At 59.6% G+C, this 17,037-nt stretch carries 14 protein-coding genes and 1 pseudogene; 10 read left to right on the forward strand and 5 right to left on the reverse strand.

Going from position 1 to position 17,037, the window contains the following annotated elements; genetic code table 11:
• Positions 1 to 518: 518 nt before the first annotated feature.
• From FSO04_RS36090 to FSO04_RS36100, 3 genes are all read left to right on the forward strand, one after another.
• Positions 519 to 758: a hypothetical protein gene (locus tag FSO04_RS36090; RefSeq protein ID WP_154566281.1), complete on the forward strand. Its 240-nt coding sequence runs from the start codon at positions 519 to 521 to the stop codon at positions 756 to 758.
• 146 nt (positions 759 to 904) lie between these two features.
• Positions 905 to 1,564, forward strand: a complete 660-nt coding sequence (locus FSO04_RS36095; RefSeq protein WP_154566282.1) for a hypothetical protein — start codon at positions 905 to 907, stop codon at positions 1,562 to 1,564.
• A gap of 84 nt (positions 1,565 to 1,648) precedes the next feature.
• Complete coding sequence (locus FSO04_RS36100) at positions 1,649 to 2,764, forward strand: lysozyme inhibitor LprI family protein (protein ID WP_154566283.1); 1,116 nt, start codon at positions 1,649 to 1,651, stop codon at positions 2,762 to 2,764.
• Between the two features lie 85 nt (positions 2,765 to 2,849).
• On the opposite strand, the gene FSO04_RS36105 is transcribed toward FSO04_RS36100, so the two are convergent.
• The 3 genes from FSO04_RS36105 to FSO04_RS47880 all read right to left on the reverse strand — a co-directional run bounded on the left by FSO04_RS36105 (position 2,850) and on the right by FSO04_RS47880 (position 5,011).
• Positions 2,850 to 3,269, reverse strand: a complete 420-nt coding sequence (locus FSO04_RS36105) for a hypothetical protein (protein WP_154566284.1) — start codon at positions 3,267 to 3,269, stop codon at positions 2,850 to 2,852.
• An 83-nt stretch (positions 3,270 to 3,352) separates the two neighbouring features.
• Positions 3,353 to 3,778: a hypothetical protein gene (locus FSO04_RS36110; RefSeq protein ID WP_154566285.1), complete on the reverse strand. Its 426-nt coding sequence runs from the start codon at positions 3,776 to 3,778 to the stop codon at positions 3,353 to 3,355.
• Positions 3,779 to 3,976: 198 nt separating this feature from the next.
• Positions 3,977 to 5,011, reverse strand: coding sequence for a fucose-binding lectin II (locus tag FSO04_RS47880; protein WP_154566286.1), 1,035 nt, complete (start codon positions 5,009 to 5,011; stop codon positions 3,977 to 3,979).
• A gap of 700 nt (positions 5,012 to 5,711) precedes the next feature.
• On the opposite strand from FSO04_RS47880, the gene FSO04_RS36120 reads away from it, so the two are divergent.
• The 3 genes from FSO04_RS36120 (at position 5,712) to FSO04_RS36130 (ending at position 9,456) form a co-directional block, all read left to right on the forward strand.
• Entirely contained in the window at positions 5,712 to 6,134 is a 423-nt protein-coding gene (locus FSO04_RS36120) for a hypothetical protein (RefSeq protein ID WP_233465100.1), read from the forward strand.
• A 479-nt stretch (positions 6,135 to 6,613) separates the two neighbouring features.
• Positions 6,614 to 7,546 carry an EAL domain-containing protein gene (locus FSO04_RS36125; RefSeq protein WP_233465101.1) on the forward strand — a complete coding sequence of 311 codons (933 nt, stop codon included), beginning with the start codon at positions 6,614 to 6,616 and terminating at the stop codon, positions 7,544 to 7,546.
• A gap of 14 nt (positions 7,547 to 7,560) precedes the next feature.
• Positions 7,561 to 9,456, forward strand: a complete 1,896-nt coding sequence (locus tag FSO04_RS36130; protein WP_154566288.1) for a diguanylate cyclase domain-containing protein — start codon at positions 7,561 to 7,563, stop codon at positions 9,454 to 9,456.
• Positions 9,457 to 9,470: 14 nt separating this feature from the next.
• Here the strand turns inward: FSO04_RS36130 and FSO04_RS36135 are convergent, their stop codons facing one another.
• The gene (locus FSO04_RS36135; RefSeq protein ID WP_154566289.1) at positions 9,471 to 10,922 is read right to left on the reverse strand and encodes an aminotransferase-like domain-containing protein; all 1,452 of its coding nucleotides are present in this window, start codon (positions 10,920 to 10,922) and stop codon (positions 9,471 to 9,473) included.
• A gap of 321 nt (positions 10,923 to 11,243) precedes the next feature.
• On the opposite strand from FSO04_RS36135, the gene FSO04_RS36140 reads away from it, so the two are divergent.
• From FSO04_RS36140 to FSO04_RS36150, 3 genes are all read left to right on the forward strand, one after another.
• Positions 11,244 to 12,725, forward strand: coding sequence for an EAL domain-containing protein (locus tag FSO04_RS36140; protein WP_233465102.1), 1,482 nt, complete (start codon positions 11,244 to 11,246; stop codon positions 12,723 to 12,725).
• Between the two features lie 65 nt (positions 12,726 to 12,790).
• Positions 12,791 to 14,242: an aminotransferase-like domain-containing protein gene (locus FSO04_RS36145; protein ID WP_154566291.1), complete on the forward strand. Its 1,452-nt coding sequence runs from the start codon at positions 12,791 to 12,793 to the stop codon at positions 14,240 to 14,242.
• A gap of 396 nt (positions 14,243 to 14,638) precedes the next feature.
• Positions 14,639 to 14,929 (forward strand): transposase, encoded by a 291-nt coding sequence (locus FSO04_RS36150; RefSeq protein WP_154566292.1) that lies wholly within the window; start codon positions 14,639 to 14,641, stop codon positions 14,927 to 14,929.
• A gap of 28 nt (positions 14,930 to 14,957) precedes the next feature.
• On the opposite strand, the pseudogene FSO04_RS48865 reads toward FSO04_RS36150, so the two are convergent.
• Positions 14,958 to 15,068, reverse strand: a pseudogene (locus FSO04_RS48865) (IS5/IS1182 family transposase); the annotation flags it as partial.
• A gap of 315 nt (positions 15,069 to 15,383) precedes the next feature.
• Between FSO04_RS48865 and FSO04_RS36160 the strand changes: the two are divergent.
• Entirely contained in the window at positions 15,384 to 16,598 is a 1,215-nt protein-coding gene (locus FSO04_RS36160; RefSeq protein WP_154566294.1) for a DUF2252 domain-containing protein, read from the forward strand.
• Positions 16,599 to 17,037: the final 439 nt, after the last annotated feature.

The following is a 17,037-nucleotide window of genomic DNA, read 5'->3' on the forward strand; positions in this document are numbered from 1 at the left end:
GGCGCAAAAAACAACCAGAATGGATGCCAGATTCAACCGACGTCATTGCGATGCTTCGAGGCCTGTCTAGCACCGCGTCGATGGTGTGGCGCCAGCGGTCAGCGGATTGGACCGATCGCCACTATCAACGCTTATAGCTTTCAAGGAGCGTGAACCGCCTATAGTCGAATTGCCCCGACCGTGAAAACGCAGGACGACCTGAGCCTGCGCGCGTCTCACGGGACGGCTCGCGACGTCACCTATATCCGAGTCGCAGCGCATGGCGAATTGCGCCGCGGGTTGACGCCTGTTCTTGCGAGAAGCGCGGCAAACGTCGGCCTCGATCGCGTGGACGGATCGCCATGGTCCGAGTCCCGGCCAGCAACCCGATGCCGGTATCGCCCCAGACCTTGCCGTCATCTTCGACACAGTAACTGGCGTGGTGTTGCACCTCTCCCGAAACCGCAATTCGCTCGTCGGCGGATTTCCGTTGAAAGTGCCGGTCTTTCTAATCGTTATCCTGCATAAAGGTAAAAGAAATGAAAAACATCTGGACATACAGTACCGTGGAGAACGGCTTGCTGTCCAACAATGCTTGCGACGTCGTGGGTGGGCCTGGAGAAGTCGTCTACGCCGTCACCGATCAGGGGATCTCCTCTTCCGTGGATCAGGGCAAGAGGTGGAACACCGAAGCGGAACGGCAAGGCGACAATACGGGCGAAACCGACGTCTGTGGGTTTACCTACACCACTGGCTTCCCCGGAAAGCAATCAAAGTGAAGCCAGCCGGGCTACGACTCAAAGGCGGTTCCGGGCGAACCCACATTCATCCGAAAAACGTGGGCCGTCGGCGGCCAATTCAATCCGCCGCGGCTTCGGTATCCGGAAATGCCGCCTCGCGGCAACGTGTCCAACGGATGGGCTGGATGAAAGCAGTGGCTTACGCGGTGCTGGGTACCGTGATCGTCGTTCGCACGGTGGTGCCCGTTTATGCGCAAGGGCAACTGCAACGGCCCGCCGCAACTGAGATGCGTGTCCCATTCGGCCCAGGCCCGGTAGTGGGCGGGACCACGGGCCCCTCTGTCGATGACCACCTGTTGCCTCATCCTCAAGAGAAAATTTCGTCGCTGCTCGTGATCTATGAAGACGTTGGCAAGACGGATGTCGCAACCGGGGTTTGTGGCGCATCCGCGCCACCGGGACAGGGTGCACTGGGGATTGCGGATGCGGTGGTCCAGCTTACGCCGCAGATATTTGCGCGATTCGGCGTGGAGGCGCGCGCTGTTTCGGCCAGTCCAGTTGATGCAGCCAGGATGATCGCGGATCACGGCAACGCGCCTCGGTCCGGCGTGTTGTGGATCGAGGACAGCGGAAGCCAGAATGATCTAAAAGGCCGTCTCGAGTTTCACGCGCGCCTCTACGACAGCACCGGCGCCCGTCTGTGGACCGGGACAGCGCAAGCCAGTTTCATGGGCGTTGATTGCTTGAGCCCCGGGACGTACACGGCGAATCGGACGGCGGTCATCCGCATGGTGTTGAGCGATTTCGCCAACAGGCTTCGTAACGAACGGGTTACCGTGCCATGAGTTGCGGTTTCGCCCGCGGCATAAATCAACCGTCGATTCCTGCTACCGCTGCTTTCTCCTTAAGGAAACTGAAGAATGAGCGTCATGAAGACAATGAGGTGCCTGGTGCCGCTTGCACTTCTTTGGCTGTTGCTCGTGCCTCGTGCTGGCTGGTCCCAGAGCTTCGATTGCCGGCGGGCGCAAAGCGATACAGAGTGGGCGATCTGTTCAACACCCGAGCTGGGCGCTTTGGACAACAGGCTGGCCGCGATGTACCACAAGCTGTCCGCATCCGCGTCCACATCGCCGGCACTGAGAAAACAAGCCTCGCGGATGCAGGACGCGTGGCTGCACGGCAGGCGCGACATGTGCGGCGGAAACGTCGACTGCTTGATGAACGCCTATCAGGACATGCTGGATGCGCTGTCGTCGCTGCCGTTCAATGACGCCGCGATCGTTGCGGCACGAAAGGCGAGCATCGTCCCGCGTTGTGGTGATCCGTCCGATCCCATGAAAGCTTCAGCCGTGGAGGCCGGTTTCGCCACCGTGGTCTGCAGCGATCCGCATCTGCTCGGCGACGTTCGCCAGATCGAAAGCCGGGCTCGCGAACTACAGCCACGACTGACGCCGGTATCGCGCAGCGCGTTCGATGCGCAGGAAGCGGCGTTTCCGCAGACGGCTTACGGATGCCCGCGGGACAGGGAAAAGCTGGCGTCGTGCGTTGCGACGGCGATCGCGCAGCGACTGCAGGATGTGACCGATCTGGCCGCCAATCTCGATCGGGGGCTGCCTGACTGCAAACCGTTGGAACTATCGCTCAGGAAGGGCGAAATCGGCGACGGCGGCATGTCGAAGACGTTGAACACGTATCTGCTCCAGTACACCGGTATCGAGGCATGCCGTATTCGCGGCTTTCCGACGATCCAGGTCGAGAACGCGAAAGGCGGGTCCCGGCCTCACGCTGTGGTGTATGCCGGGCAAACCTGGTCGAGCAGCTTGCCAGGAGCGCCGCTGCCGGTGACGCTGTCAGCGAAGAACAATAGCGTGTGGTTCGGCATTCTCACGGCCAGCGCCTGTGATCCCCCTTACGGCATCAACGTGAAGGTGGCATTGCCGCTGTCGAGAGCGTGGCTCGCGACATTGCGCTTTCCTGACGCAAGTTGTCCGGTGACGGTGACGCCGATCGGGATGATCTCGACGCTACGGTCGTCGGTACATTGACGGCGGAGCTATCGCACGCATGGGCGCCGCGACAGGTGAGTCGCCCGTGCTGTGTGGCATCGTGAGCGCATCTCGCGAACGGCATTTACGGCTCGATCTTTTCCGCGAACTTCACGACATTCCCGCTCTGAGGATCAAGTTCACACGTGAACGAGAAGGTCTTCCATCCGTCGGCGGTCCGTGCTTCCCCCACGCCAGTTAGCTCACGGTTGCCGATGAGACGGAGGTCGTACTTGCCTCCGAGGCCGAGAAAGACACGCTCGATGCCCGGATGAGCCTTTTGAAGTTGCCGATAAGCTGCCGGCCGGCACAGCCATTCAGCTACCTGTTTCGCATCGCTCCAGCGCATTGCCAGGCGCCGCTCGGCCGGCGACTTGAGCGACTGTACCGCGTGTGCTATCCGTTGCTGCTGTGCGCTGGAAAGGGGCGCGGGCGCCTGTGCATGCGCGACGGTGGTTGCGAGCATAAGTATCAGCGTCTCGGCGAGCATTCGGCGTGTTTGCATGTTGCGTCCTTTGAGGCCGGAAAATTGAATCGCAGTCTTTTCAACAAGATGACCCAGCGATGGTCGGTCGCAAGTTCGGCTTGTTAGTGCATTTCCCTTTTCCGCAGAAGCAGGAAGGCGGTCAATGTCAGGAAAGCGCTGATGGGGAGCAACACGTATATGACTGTCGAATTGATCAGCTCGTAGAGGTTCGTGGTCAGAGGGATCGACGGGAGAATCCACCAAAGACTATCGTCGCCGCCGCCGGGCAGAAGCACATAGCAGAGCGTGACGCCGACGAGCTGTGCGTCTACTGTTTTCAACAGCAACGGGCGCGCGACGCGCCGTTGAACCTGCAAGCGCGCAAGTGCTTGCAGGCTAACAATGACCGGGATAGAGACGATCAGGGACGGTATGGTGAAGAACATCATCCATCCCTTGAGCACGGACGCGATGCATATGACGGCAAGCGCAGTCGCTACAAGCAGCGGGCGGGAAATTCGGTGATTTAAGCGTTGCATAATCCCCATGCGAAATAGCGTGGATGGAATGTCGTCGAGCAGGGTACCTCATTTGAGCAATCCTATAAACGGAACCGACGCGCCTGATACGCGCCTGCAGGGCTTTGTCGGGCGCGAAAGCCGGCCATTGTGCCGGCTTTCGCGCCCGTATTCCTGTCGGTCACGGGCTGTATGACGTAACGACCGCCGGTGCCCCGATTGAACGATTCAACCCAGAGGCCAGTTGAGAATGACGATGGAGTCGTTGTAGTCGTTATCCGTGCCATCTTCCGAGCCAAGCAGTCCGAAGTAAACGGTCTTTCCGCCTTTGGGCTGGATATCGACCTGTCGCGATGCGAGCTTCGAGGGCCTGCCGTCGCCGCCGCCGGACACAGTCACAACGATCTTGACGTTGCCGTCCGGCCCGGAGTTCAGCACTTGCGTGCCCATGTTGCCGTCCTGCAGACTCTGACCGTGGAAGGTGGCGCGGGCCTTGTTTTCATTACCGATATATACGTCGACCCGTTGAGGATTCCTGGAATTGGCTAGCGCGGTTACGCCAAACGTCATGTTAGGCGGTAGCTTGAAGGTGCCATCTCCGGTGCCGGTGTCGCCGTTATTGTTATTGTTGTTGTTGTTGTTGTTGTTGTTGTTGTTGTTGTTGTTGTTGTTGTTGTTGTTGTTGTTGCCGCTCGACGCGCACTTGATGAATTTCCAGGCGGCGTTCGCCGTGCTGTATACGTCTGCCCAGGCTTTCCCCGCCGTATGGGCGATATAGAGCCCGCCAGTATAGGGGGCTGTATTCGCGTAGTTATACACCACCAGGTAAGTAGGAAGCCCCAGTGAGGTATTCTTAAGCATGATGGATGTTATTTCGTTCAACTGGACACCCGCCATTCCATCGTCCGGCGTTGCAATCTCCCACTGCAGGCCTTCGTCTGACGATGGCCGGTTAGTCGTTACGCTCACGTCATAAAAACCGTAGCCGTCGTTCGGGCCGACTGCACAAAGGTACCCGCCGTCAGTGGACAGGCTGCGCAGTTTCACCTTGTCGCCGATCTTTACCCCACCTGATTTGGATTCCGCGGACTCAATGACCCATGTCCCTGAATTACCCCCATCTCGCTTGTTGGAGACAGAGGTTACGACGTAAGACTCATATTCGGTTTTGGGATTATTGCAATCAAGATAGTCCCCGGTGCTGACGTTATAGGGGAACATATTAAGTATGTTTAACGAGTCGCCATAACTGATATCACTCATTTCGAACTCCCGGATCGTTTTCAAATCAGCGGAAAGAGGGCGGATTGCGCACTCCTGTAAGCACGCGGACGTCGTCCCGCGTCGGCTTGCGGTACTCCGGCAAACAATCCGGTGTACGCACTAATCGTCGTGCGACGCACATGCGCGCACAACTAGACGATCTAATAGGTGTGGTGCCGCTGCGATAGACGTACCACCGGTCTGTGAAAGCTTCGGCGTCGCGCCGCTCGATGGAGCGCCCGGTGAACCGGTTTCGCTTTCGAATCCATGATGCAAGAAGCCATTGAAAGTCGGCTAACGAGTGGCTTTAACGGGCTACGAAAATCCGTAGTGAAGGGTGTCGAAACGTGGGATGGTGGTGTTTTCCCTGAACCGGTGCATAGGCGCGAAAGCGCTATGAAAGAAGGAGCGGATATCCGCTATGGATGAATGGCGAACAACGAATCGCGGAAATGTGCCCGTTTCGTGAAAAATATCGAATTCGATTTCGGTTTATTTTACTGGAAAATCGTTTTCATGCCCCGGTGCGGAGCAATGCTCTCAACTTAAGCCCCAAACAGCTTGTAAACGAGGCATTGCCCCTGTAAACTTCATCGCATGACTCTCTGATAAATCAACGATATGAACTCAAATACCAGCGTCCTCCCGACTCCTGGCTGAGTTCTCCGATTTCCTGTGCGATCCGGCGCTCGCCGAGCGTGTGCGCCGTTTTCCCACCGCCTTCACCCGCAATCGCACGCTGACGTTACCGCGCATGGCCGCGTTGATGATGTCGGGCATCTGTGCCAGCGTGCAGGCTGAGCTCGACGGACTGTTCGGTCAACTTGGCGACAGTGACGCGCGCACCCGCGCGGTCAGCGCGCAGGCGTTCAGCAAGGCCCGGCGTGGGCTGTCGGCCGAACTGTTCGAACTGGCCCGCGCACGCCTTATTTCATTGGCCCAGCCCCATATCGATTCGATGCGCTGGCACGGCCTGAGGCTGGTCGCCGCTGACGGTAGCCGCCTGCGTGTGGGCACGCGTCGTGGCCATGAACTACGTGCCGATCACTATGCGTTTGCGCTGTTCCTGTCGGGACCCGAATTGGGGGTGATCGTACTTTCCGTGGCAAATCTGGCGGTTTGATCCTGAAAATCCATGTGGATCAACAACTTCCAAAAATCACCGAATGCGAGTAAGTCGCAGAGCGGCCGAGCCCAGCTGGGGGTAATCGTCCTTTCCGTGCAATTTCTGGCGGGTAGTTTCTAAAAACGCTTATTTATCCGAGGCTTGGCGAATACGTGTTTCGAGGAAATGTCGCAGCACAGGAGATCCTTGCTGGACGGGGCTCTGCGGGCGTTGGCCGTCAGAAATTGCACGGAAAGGACGATTACCCCGAATAAAGAGACAAGCCTGCCTCAGCGAGTTGCCGCGCCAACTTACCCCGCGTATGACGGCGGATCTGATACGCATGTTTTGATACGTAACTGCTACTCGTTTTGGAAACGCAGTCAGGTCATAGTTCGCAACTCAGATAACCGTGCGAAAACAACTTCATGCGATTTTTGCAACGCTACACAGCACGAATACGCCGGCAGCGCGCTGTATTGGACGAGCGTCTTAACGTGGCGGTGACTGTCGCCGTTGCGTCGAGCCTGGCTGGTTTGCTCGCGGCCAGCCTGATCGCATCTCGGGACGCCGGGGTGCTGGCTGTCGCGCTATCGGCTTGCGCAGGGGCTGTGTCCGTTGGTTACCTGGTTCGCCCAAAGGCAAGATTACGCCGCGCGGCGCGCATCGGTCTTCGCCGCGGGGAGTTCCAAGTCGTCTATCAGCCCATTGTGGACACGCGCACGCGACACTGCGTGGGCGTGGAAGCCCTGCTCCGGTGGGGCCATCCAAAGTTCGGAGCCGGGGGCCCGGGGCTGTTCATTGGAGAGATCGAAGGCACGCGTTTGCTCAGCGCGTTGACCTGTTTCGTGCTGCGCGAGGCGAATAACGCACTGACCCAACTGCCGTTCCCTCGGCACTGGCACATATCGGTAAACATCTGCGCGCGGCATCTGATGGAGGACCGCTTTGTCGAGGATATCTGCGAGTCCGCCGGTCCGATGCCGGAGCGCCTTGTTCTGGAACTCACCGAGCGCAGCTTCGTCGAGCGTACGCCGCGGGTTGTCACGGCGCTTAGCCATATGAAGCAACGCGGCGTACGCCTGTCACTCGACGATTTCGGCACCGGCTTCAGCAATCTCGACTTACTCGCGGACTTCCGGTTCGATTACGTGAAGGTAGACCGGCGATTTCTAGCCATGCGCGGCGAAGCGCGCATCCAGTTTCTGAAGTCGGTAGCCGCGTTAGTGCATACACTTGGTGCGAAAGTTGTCGTGGAAGGCGTCGAGAGCGCCGCAGAACACGACGTGGTACAGCGCTCGGGAATCGACCTCGCGCAGGGATACTGGTATGGGAAGCCGATGGCAGTCGATCAGCTTCGCGCGTTCGCGTCGGCGACGGCGTCGATAGACACATTACACGATGTGACCGGAACGGAGCATGGAGCGTGAAAGACGAATGCATCATGGATGCGCAGCAACAACGACAACCAGCCAGCGCCCCCGTGCCCCCGGAAAGCGACTACGATCAGTACTTTGAGCGCGTGACCAGAATCGCCGCTCGCGCGCTGAATCTACCAATATCCGTCGTATGTCTCGACAGTCTGGGCCAGCCAGAAGTCATAGGCGCGAGCGGGTGCGAACGGGACGTCGTATTCCATGTGGAGACGTACTATTGCCGGACGCTCCAATGCGAGGGACCGTTCGTCGTCAGGGATGCGTTGTCAGATGCGGAGCTTGCGCAGGGGCCACTGGCAACCAGCGAATTGGGGATCCGCTTTTTCGCAGGCATTGCGCTGCGTCTACTGTGCGGCAAACCCATCGGTATGCTATGCGTGATGCACTCGATGCCGCGGCGCTTCACGCGCCAACAGCGTCAGATGCTGGTCGACCTGGGGCAAATGATCGAGCACGAAGTTGGCCTGCGCCAGCTGGACAGCTCTGATCGTTTGCAGGTGCTTCAGGCGATTGACCGGCTTCAGGCGCAGCATGCGCTTTACGTCGACACGTTCTATCGGACACCGGTCGCTATCGCGCATATCGGAAGGGACTGGGAGTGGCGGCACATGAATGATGCCTGCGTGAAATTCTTCGCGCACTCGCGCGCTCCGCTGACGAAAACGAACATACTCGATCTGCTGGATGCGAGCGACCGGACCAGGTTTGAACAGGTCGTGCAGGCACTCAATCGTGGCCGAGGGGTCGAGGTCCTGACGCTCGACGTAACCTTCCGGTTGCCCAACAAGCAGAGTAAGCCAGCGCGAGTGCAGGTGGCATTGAAGCAACCGGGGTCGACCCGCGACGGAGGCTGGCTGTTTGTCATTCACGATACCCAGGCGGAGCAACGGGAAAAAACCGCGCGCGATGCGCGGGAGGCGGCGTTGCATCGGGCAGCCCATGAGGCCTCGGAAGTTCTGCGCAGGGCGCATGAGCAACTGACGACCGCCGAGCGACAATTGGGAGCCACGCGCGTAGATTTGCGCGCCATCGCTGACAATCTGCCGGTGCTGGTCGCTTACGTCGACGGTGAGCGACGTTATCGGTTCGCCAACTCAACCTATCGCGAGTGGCTGGGGTTGGACCCGGAGGAGATCGTGGGACGGCTCACCCATGAGGTTCTCGACGCTGACTATTTTGCTGCCATCGAGCCGTACGTCCAACGCGTGCTCAACGGCGAAAGGGTCGAGTACGAGGTTGGAGCGACGCTTAACGGGAGTCAACGTGTCCTGCGTGGTGTGCTGGTGCCGCGTCGCGTCCACGATCAGGCGGCTGATGGGTACTACCTGTTGGTGCAGGATGTGACGGAGCGAAGGGCGTTGCTCGATCGCCTGCGGCATCAGGCGTTCCACGACGCGCTGACCGGCCTGCCGAACAGACGCTCGTTCCTCGAGAGGCTGGACGAGGCATGCGCAGCAGGCGGCGACGGTGTGGCTGCCATCATGTTTATCGACCTGGACGGCTTCAAGGCTGTGAACGATACATACGGGCATCAGTGCGGCGACGAAGTACTTGTTGAAGCCGCGCACCGGATCAGCCGCTGCGTGCGTGGCGGGGATCTGGTTGCGCACCATGCCGGGGATGAGTTCACGGTGCTGCTGACCGGCCCTGCAATCGATCGTGCTGCACTGGAGAGAATTGCACGCGCAATCCTGCTGACACTGAGCCAGCCCATAAGGTTCGGGGCGAAGGTCGTCCAGTTATCGGCGAGTATCGGCATGCTACCGCGCGACCAGGCAGCGTCATTGAGTGGCGAAGCCCTGTTACGCGCGGCTGATGCCGCAATGTATCGTGCGAAAGTAGCGGGCAAGGCGCGTATTGTCGTGCACGAGCTTCACGATTCACCGGCCGGGATGCACGGTTGAGATCGACGCCCGAGTCATGCCGGCTGAACCGGACCGGCCAGCTTTGCGCCGCAACGCGATTCATCCGCGCACAGGGCGCCTAGCGTCGCGACCGCTTTATCGAGCCGCGCCGACCACGGGTATCCATAGTTCAGACGCACACGGTGTCGGAAGGCGCCGTCCGCAGAGAAGATAGGTCCGGGCGCGATGCTGATCCCACTGTTAAGCGCAGCCTGGAAGAGCTGTATCGAGTCTACGTGATCCGGTAGCGCCACCCATGTGAAATAACCGCCGTCAGACCTCGTCGCCATCGTATTGGCCGGGAAGTACCGGCTGATCGCGTCGAGCATCTGCGATTGCTGATGGGCCAATTCGCGACGTAGTTTGTGCAGGAAACGTTCATAGCCGCCGTGCTCCAGATAGTCGGCGATTGCGCGCTGCGCCGGCATGCTGGCCGATAGCGTGGTCATCCATTTTGCACGTTCCAGCCCGCCCGCGAACCTTCCGGCTGCCGCCCAGCCGATACGATATCCGGGCGCAAGGCACTTCGCGAACGATCCACAATGGATGACAAGACCTTTCCGGTCGAAGAATTTGGCCGGACGCACCGGGTCCGGGCCAAAATGCAGCTCGTTGTAGACGTCATCCTCGATGAGCGGCACGTCGTGTCTGGCGAGCAGATCAACCAGCGCCTGCTTCCTGGAATCGTCCAGCGTCACCCCGGTCGGATTGTGGAACGAGGTCATGAACCAGCAGGCGCGAACCGGATGTTGCTGCAGCGCCCGCGCGAGCGCATCCAGATCATGACCCTCCACCGGGTCAACAGGAATCTCCACTACGTTCAGCCTCAGTCGCTCGATAGCCTGCAGCGCTGCATAGAACGTCGGCTTTTCGATCACGATCACATCGCCTGGAGCGGCGAGCAACTGGGCGCTTAGCGTCAGGGCTTCGAGTGCACCGCTCGTTATGATTATCTCGTCGACGGGCACCGTCATCCCCGCCATCAGGTAACGCAACGAAATCTGCTGGCGCAATCCTTCGTACCCCGGCGGCAGTCCGTCAACCATGCTGGCCAGGTCCGTTGAACGATTGACCTTCGCGCACGACTTTCCGACGCGCGCCATCGGAAACAGCGCAGGGCTCAGGAACGCTGAACCAAGTGGGACAGTCTCGGGCTGCCTGATCGTCTTGAGGACCTCAAAGACAAGGTCGCTGATATTGACGGTCTTCGGGTCGGTACCCAGCGAGGTCCCGGGCCTTTGCCGCAGTAATTCTCCGGAACTCGGCGACACGAAATAGCCTGAACGCGGGCGCGCCTTGATCATGCCCCGATTTTCGAGCAGGTAATAGGCACGAAATACCGTCGCGGGGCTGACACCCCAAGCCTTGCACGCCGCGCGAACCGAAGGGATACGCGCGCCGGGTGGCAGATCACCGCGCTTGATGAGCTCACTGAGTTGGTCGGCTAGCCGCTCGTACCGTTTCAACCTGTACTCCTCACAGATAACACCGTTGCGGGCGTCGCACTCGCCCTGGTAGCGCACACACTCAACGTTAGAAGAATGCCACTTATCAATCTGATACGGCCTTTCTTTTGCAATCTGCGTCTATTGCGGACGCGCACACGCTGGCAAAGTGCGGCGCAGACAGTTTCCACTTCTTTCGATGTTTCGCGTACGCGTAGCGGGCCAATCGATAGCGATTTTTAAGCCGAATTTTTTAACGATAAATCAATGGCATTTGGGTTCCCGGTATCAACCACGAGATGCAGCGCGTTCATCGCGCTCCGTCGGGCCTGGAGACGAGGTATGGCAGTCGTACTCGTCACCTGCGCAGGCACCTCACTCGCGGTTGCAGGTCCGGCCGACACTGGTTCCAGTCGCAGTCTTACGTTTGAACGCAACGTCTGGCAACAACTGACGGACTGGCTTGCTGGTCCACCAGCGCCCCCGATTCGCTTCGGCTCAGCCTGCGCGTCCATTGCGCAGTTGCCCGCTATTCCCGCCGCCCTTGCCGGACCGGTTGCTGGCCCGATGCCTGTACTGGTTAATACTTGCGATTCGCTGGACGACACGCGTGGCGAGGCCACCGGCACCGATGCTGCGATGGCCAGTTCGGGGCCGAACGTTGTGACGCTGCTTAGGGAACTGCGGTGGCAAATCAGCGACCACGCGGCGGCAGAACGAAACGGGCTTCTGGCCTCTGACGCAGTGACCGCTACCGCGTCGCGGGTCGACCGCGCAGAGCAGTCGCCGGAACCACCAGCGATGTCGACCCCGGATTGCTCATTGGGTAGGGGTTGTGAAACGCGAGCGGTCTCGCCTTCGATCGGCGCCGACACACTCGTCTCGGTGCAGCCTTCGGCGAGCACTGCTACGCAGCGCATCTCAGTATGGACCATATTTGGATTTATATTGTGGCCGATCCTGGTGGTGGTCCTGGTCGTTGTTGTCAGTTGGGCTCTCAAAAGCTGGTTTCGCTACGACAAGTCCCTGCTGCGTGCAGCGCGTGCAGGGCTGCGTCGTGGCCGGTTCCATGTTGAGTATCAACCTGTCGTTGGCGTGCGGCGGGCCAGGTGTGTCGGCGTCGAAGCGTTGTTGCGATGGGACGACCAGAAGTACGGCGCGCTGGGCCCGGCTCACTATATGGAGTTCATTGAGAACAGTAGTTTGATCGGACCGATGACGCGATTCGTCCTGTCGCGTGCTGCTCAGGAGCTGCGGGAAATCGGCGCTCCGAAATCGCTCTACCTGGGCGTTACCGCTCCCGCGTCTTACCTGGTAAGTTCCGCGTTCATCGCGGACCTGGGTGACGTTGACTCCCTCGGTCTTCCACCGCTAATACTGAAGATCGGGGCAGGCAGCGCGAGGAAGTTCAGAAAACGTCTCATTCCGATGATGGCACAGGCGCGTGATAAAGGAATGCGTTTTGCCCTGTCGGGCGTGCGTCCCACTGACGTCGGATTTGAACTGCCTGCAGACATGACCTTTGAGATGGTGAAGATTGACAGGGACGTGCTGGGAATGGATCCCGATGAGCGCACGAAACAGATCAATGCGTTGACGTGCATGGGCCATGACATGGGCGCCGTGGTCGTGGTCGAAGGCGTTGAGAATGCGGCGCATCACAGCATCGCGCGGGCAAGCCGGGCTGAATTCGGTCAAGGTTTCTTCTACAGCCGTGCACTCGGCGCCAGCCAGCTGAAGGCATTTTTCCAGACCGCCAACGCCCCGTCCTCAAAGCCGGCTGGAGCTGCAACCGTGCTCGGCTGGCGGGTCCGAAATTTCTAGATGAGGCATTCCGCCCGCAACCGGAGCAGCTCGGGACAACTCTACTTAATTAGCATGACATAATAATGAAGCGCTATCTTCAACTGGCGGCAGAGTTCGAAAACCTGATTGCGAACGGTACGCTTGAGTCCGGCGTGCGGCTCCCGTCGGTGCGCCAGGCGAGCAGTTCGTACCGCGTCAGCCCTTCAACGGTTTTCCAGGCTTACTACACGCTCGAACGACGAGGCCTGATCGTAGCAAGACCTCGGTCGGGTTATTTCATTGCAAGTCGGCCTGCGCTAACGAAATCACTGGCGATTGTTTCAAAGCGAAGTATTGACGAGGCTGATGGCGACAGCTTGGTTATCCGCTTCATGAAGGCTCAACGTCGATGCGCGCATCCGGGGCTTGGCTCTTCGGAGCCAAGTGCCCAGCTGTTCCCGTTTGGCCGGATCTCGCGCTCGTTGACTGCGGCAACCCGGAGGATGGCGAGTTCCCGGAATGCCTTGTCGGCGGGAAAGGCGGAAGCAGATCTGCGTCGCCAGATCGCCCTGCGCTACATTGTCACAGGTGTTACCGTTCCAATCGATGAGGTTGTTGTGACGAGCGGCGCGCTCGATGCACTGATACTGTGTCTGCAGGTTCTGACGCGGCCTGGCGACACCATCGCAATAGAACGACCCGCTTTCCATGCTGTGCAAGATGCGGTTCAGCGCCTGCATCTGAAGGCCGTGGAAATCCCTGTCGATCCACACCGTGGACTCGACCTCGGCGCATTAGCGGAGGCGCTGCGGCAGCATCCGGTACGGGCTTGCTGGTTTATGACAACGCTGCACCAGCCTACCGGCGCGACGCTCTCCGATGAACGGAAGGAGGCGCTCGTGAGGTTGCTGGCAAAACATGGCGTGCCGCTAATCGAGGACGACGTATTCCGCGAACTGCATTTTGGCTTGACGCCCGCGTATCCGGCGAAGCGCTTCGATTCTAACGGCCTCGTGCTGCACTGCGGTTCGTTTTCGAAGAGCCTTGCGCCTGGACTGCGCCTCGGTTGGGTAGCGGCGGGGCGATATGCCGCGAGAATTGAGCACGCGCGTTGGCTGACGATGGCCCCGGCATCTGTGCCCGTGCAATGCGCAATTGCCGACTACCTTGAGCATGGGGACTACGACCGGCTTCTACGCAAACTGCGTCGCGAACTGGCGTCCCTTCAGACCCGGATGGTGGCCGCGGTCGTCAGGTACTTCCCCCAAGGGACATTAGTGGTGCGGCCGCCGGGCGGATTCTTTCTATGGGTGGAACTTCCAGAAGGAGTCGAGGCAGTGCAGTTGTTCGAGATGGCGGAAGCGCACGAAATCGCGATAGCACCCGGTGCAATCTTTTCATGCAGCCGCGAATTTCGCCGTCACATCCGGCTTAACTATGGCCGTCCGTGGACCCCGGACGTTGAAAAGGAGATGCACACTTTGGGCATGCTGGCCAGGCGAGCATTGGCTGAGCAAGGGACAGCCCAGCATACTGGGCGCGAAGGAGCGGATTAAATAGCAACGATGAGCCATGATTGAAGGCGGTGCCAGCTGGAGCGGAGAGCATCCGGGGCCGCCTGCGACCCGCGTCTGGCGGCAGCCGGCCGAGGCTGTGTGAAAACGCACGCTGAACGCGGCGTTGTGGAAAATCGACCCTTCAGATCGCGCCGTATCGGCCTGGCAGCAACTCGGGAAGGGTAGAGCGACACCCGAAAATCGGGTACTTTTGCGTTTTCACACAGGCTCGGCCGGCTACAGACGTTGGCCCGCGGCGTTGTTGAATAAATTGATCTTCCAGCCCGAGGGCGCGCGATCTGGCAATGATCCGCGGTGATTTCACTTGCAGAAGAGCCAATGCCGTACAAACGCAATCAGAGCCTTCGTCACAAGATTGAAAAAGCGCATTAGAAGGTGACCAACTGGCCCGAATATAACGAAGCGTTGCGCCAACGTGGCGATATCACGATTTGGTTCACCGAAGAGGCGCTCGCCGCATGGCGCCCCGCCAAGACCGGAGCCAGTGGCAGGCCGCAGGAATATTCCGATCTCGCCATAGAAACCGCCTTGTTCATCCGCCAGGTCTTTCATCTGCCGCTACGCCAGACCGAAGGTTTCATGAACTCGCTTAGCCGCATCATGAAGGCCACCATCAGCATTCCCGACTACAGCAGAATTTCCAAGCGAGATCACCCGGCGTGGTGAGCTCGCAGGCAAGAACTTGATGGTGTTCGTCGATCGCAAGATGGAGTTTGCGCCAGGTCCGGGGAGCCGGAACATCATGCTTCTCCTGATGCCATTCATCTTTACCGTAGCCCTTGAGTCCGGTGGAATCAACGATCACGAGGCTACCCGGGTCCACCGCCTGGCTCAGGACGTGCATGGGTATTGAAATGCTGGTTCAGAACAGCTTGCGAAACCGGCTCGCCATCGTAGGCGCGGTCACCGATAAAGGTCTCAAACGGGGTGACAATTTGGGGTGAGCAGTTCCGCCACGGCCGAGGGCACCCGTGCCACGTTCACGCTTTGCGCCGCGTGGCGAATGACGCAAAATGGGCACTTGGTCTTGCCGGTCTTCGAATTATCGCGAGCGCGCTCGCGTGTGCCGCAAACGTCACGCCGGACAAGGAAGCGAAGCGAATCAAGAGGAGGAGGCCGTATGCTCGATATCGCAGCCGAGATCGCGAAGTTCAATAGCGGCCGGGACGCCGAGCGCCTGAACATGAAGTACCAGCGCATGCGCACGTCGCCGTTTATCTTTCTGCGCGGCACCTGTCACCTCTTCTACAAGCGCTTGCCTTCTGGCGGCGTGCTCGAAGCGTCGCCGCGTACTTGGGTCTGCGGCGACATGCATCTGGAGAACTTCGGCAGTTACAAGGGCGACAACCGGCTTGTCTATTTCGACATCAACGACTTCGACGAGGCCTGCCTTGCACCGAGCCTGTACGAAATCGTCCGCTTGCTGACAAGTGTGCTCGTCGCCGCTGCGGATCTGCGCCTCAGCCGGGCAGAGGCGCTTGCGCTGTGCCATACGGCGGTCGATGCTTACAGTGCGGCGCTGCTCTTCGGCAAAACCCGCTGGATCGAAGAGGAAACGGCGGAGGGCATGGTTCGCGAGCTGTTCGACGGTTTGCACAAGCGTTCGCGAGTCGACCATTTGAATCGGCGCGCCGAACTGAGGGGCAAGATGCGCGTCTTGCGGCTCGATGGAAAGAAGGCACTGCCGGTAGGCGAAAAAGTGCGTGTCGACGTGACTGCCTTCATGGCCGAATTTGCCGCCCGCCAGGACAACCCGGACTTCTACAAAATGATCGACGTAGCTCGGCGAATTGCCGGAACCGGCAGTCTCGGCGTCGATCGTTACGTGATCCTGGTCGAGGGTAAGGGATCGCCCGACGGCAACTATCTGCTCGACATGAAAGAGGCGTTGCCCTCGGCGGTGAGCCCACATGTGAAGGCGCCGCAGCCACGCTGGGATACCGAGTCAGCGCGCGTGGTCGCGGTCCAGCAGCGCGCTCAGGCGGTTTCACAAGCCTTTCTGCATGCTGTTGAGTTCAACAAGCGATCCTATGTGTTGCGCGGCCTGCAGCCCTCGGAGGATCGTGTCGCGTTGGGCAACTGGAACGGCAAGTTGCCCCGGCTCGAAACGGTCGTCAACAACATGGCGGAACTGAGCGCGTGGGCGCAGTTGCGCTCCGGCGGTCGCCAGGGATCGGCGATCGCTGACGAGCTCATCGAGTTTGGAAGCAGCAACCATTGGCAGATGCCATTGATCGAACTCGCCGTGCAATGCGAAGCCCAAGTCACGGCTGACTGGCGCGCGTACTGCGAAGCCTACGATCGCGGTGGGTTCGGCGCGCAGGCGAAGAGCTAGGCGGCGCCGCAAGCCGGGCGCCGGGAACGATGCGTCCATGATTCAGGCTCAGGCGCCCGCGCCTGGTGCACAGCATCGCGCTCTTCCGCAGACCGCCGGATCTCGGGCTCGCCATCACGTACGAATCGTGGTGCAGCGGTACGCAAACTCAAACCCTCGTCCGGCACGAAGAAGCAACGCACATTCACCCGAGCCGACCTGAACCAGGCAATCGTGCAGATCGCGCAGCAGTCGAAGACACCTTCAACACTTGGCCAACGGTCTGCACGCACTCGCTGAACGGACTGACACGCGCTGCCCGTTCAAGGCTGTCTGAAGTTGACCCAGAAAAACGGACATCTATCCTTTGGAGAAGGAGGTGCCGATTATGGGCAAGCATCGTACCCCGTACCCGGCGGAATTCCGGGCGCAAATGGTCGAGCTGGTGAAGGCTGGACGC

It is taken from the genome of Paraburkholderia madseniana (assembly GCF_009690905.1).
In the GTDB taxonomy this organism is placed as follows: domain Bacteria; phylum Pseudomonadota; class Gammaproteobacteria; order Burkholderiales; family Burkholderiaceae; genus Paraburkholderia; species Paraburkholderia madseniana.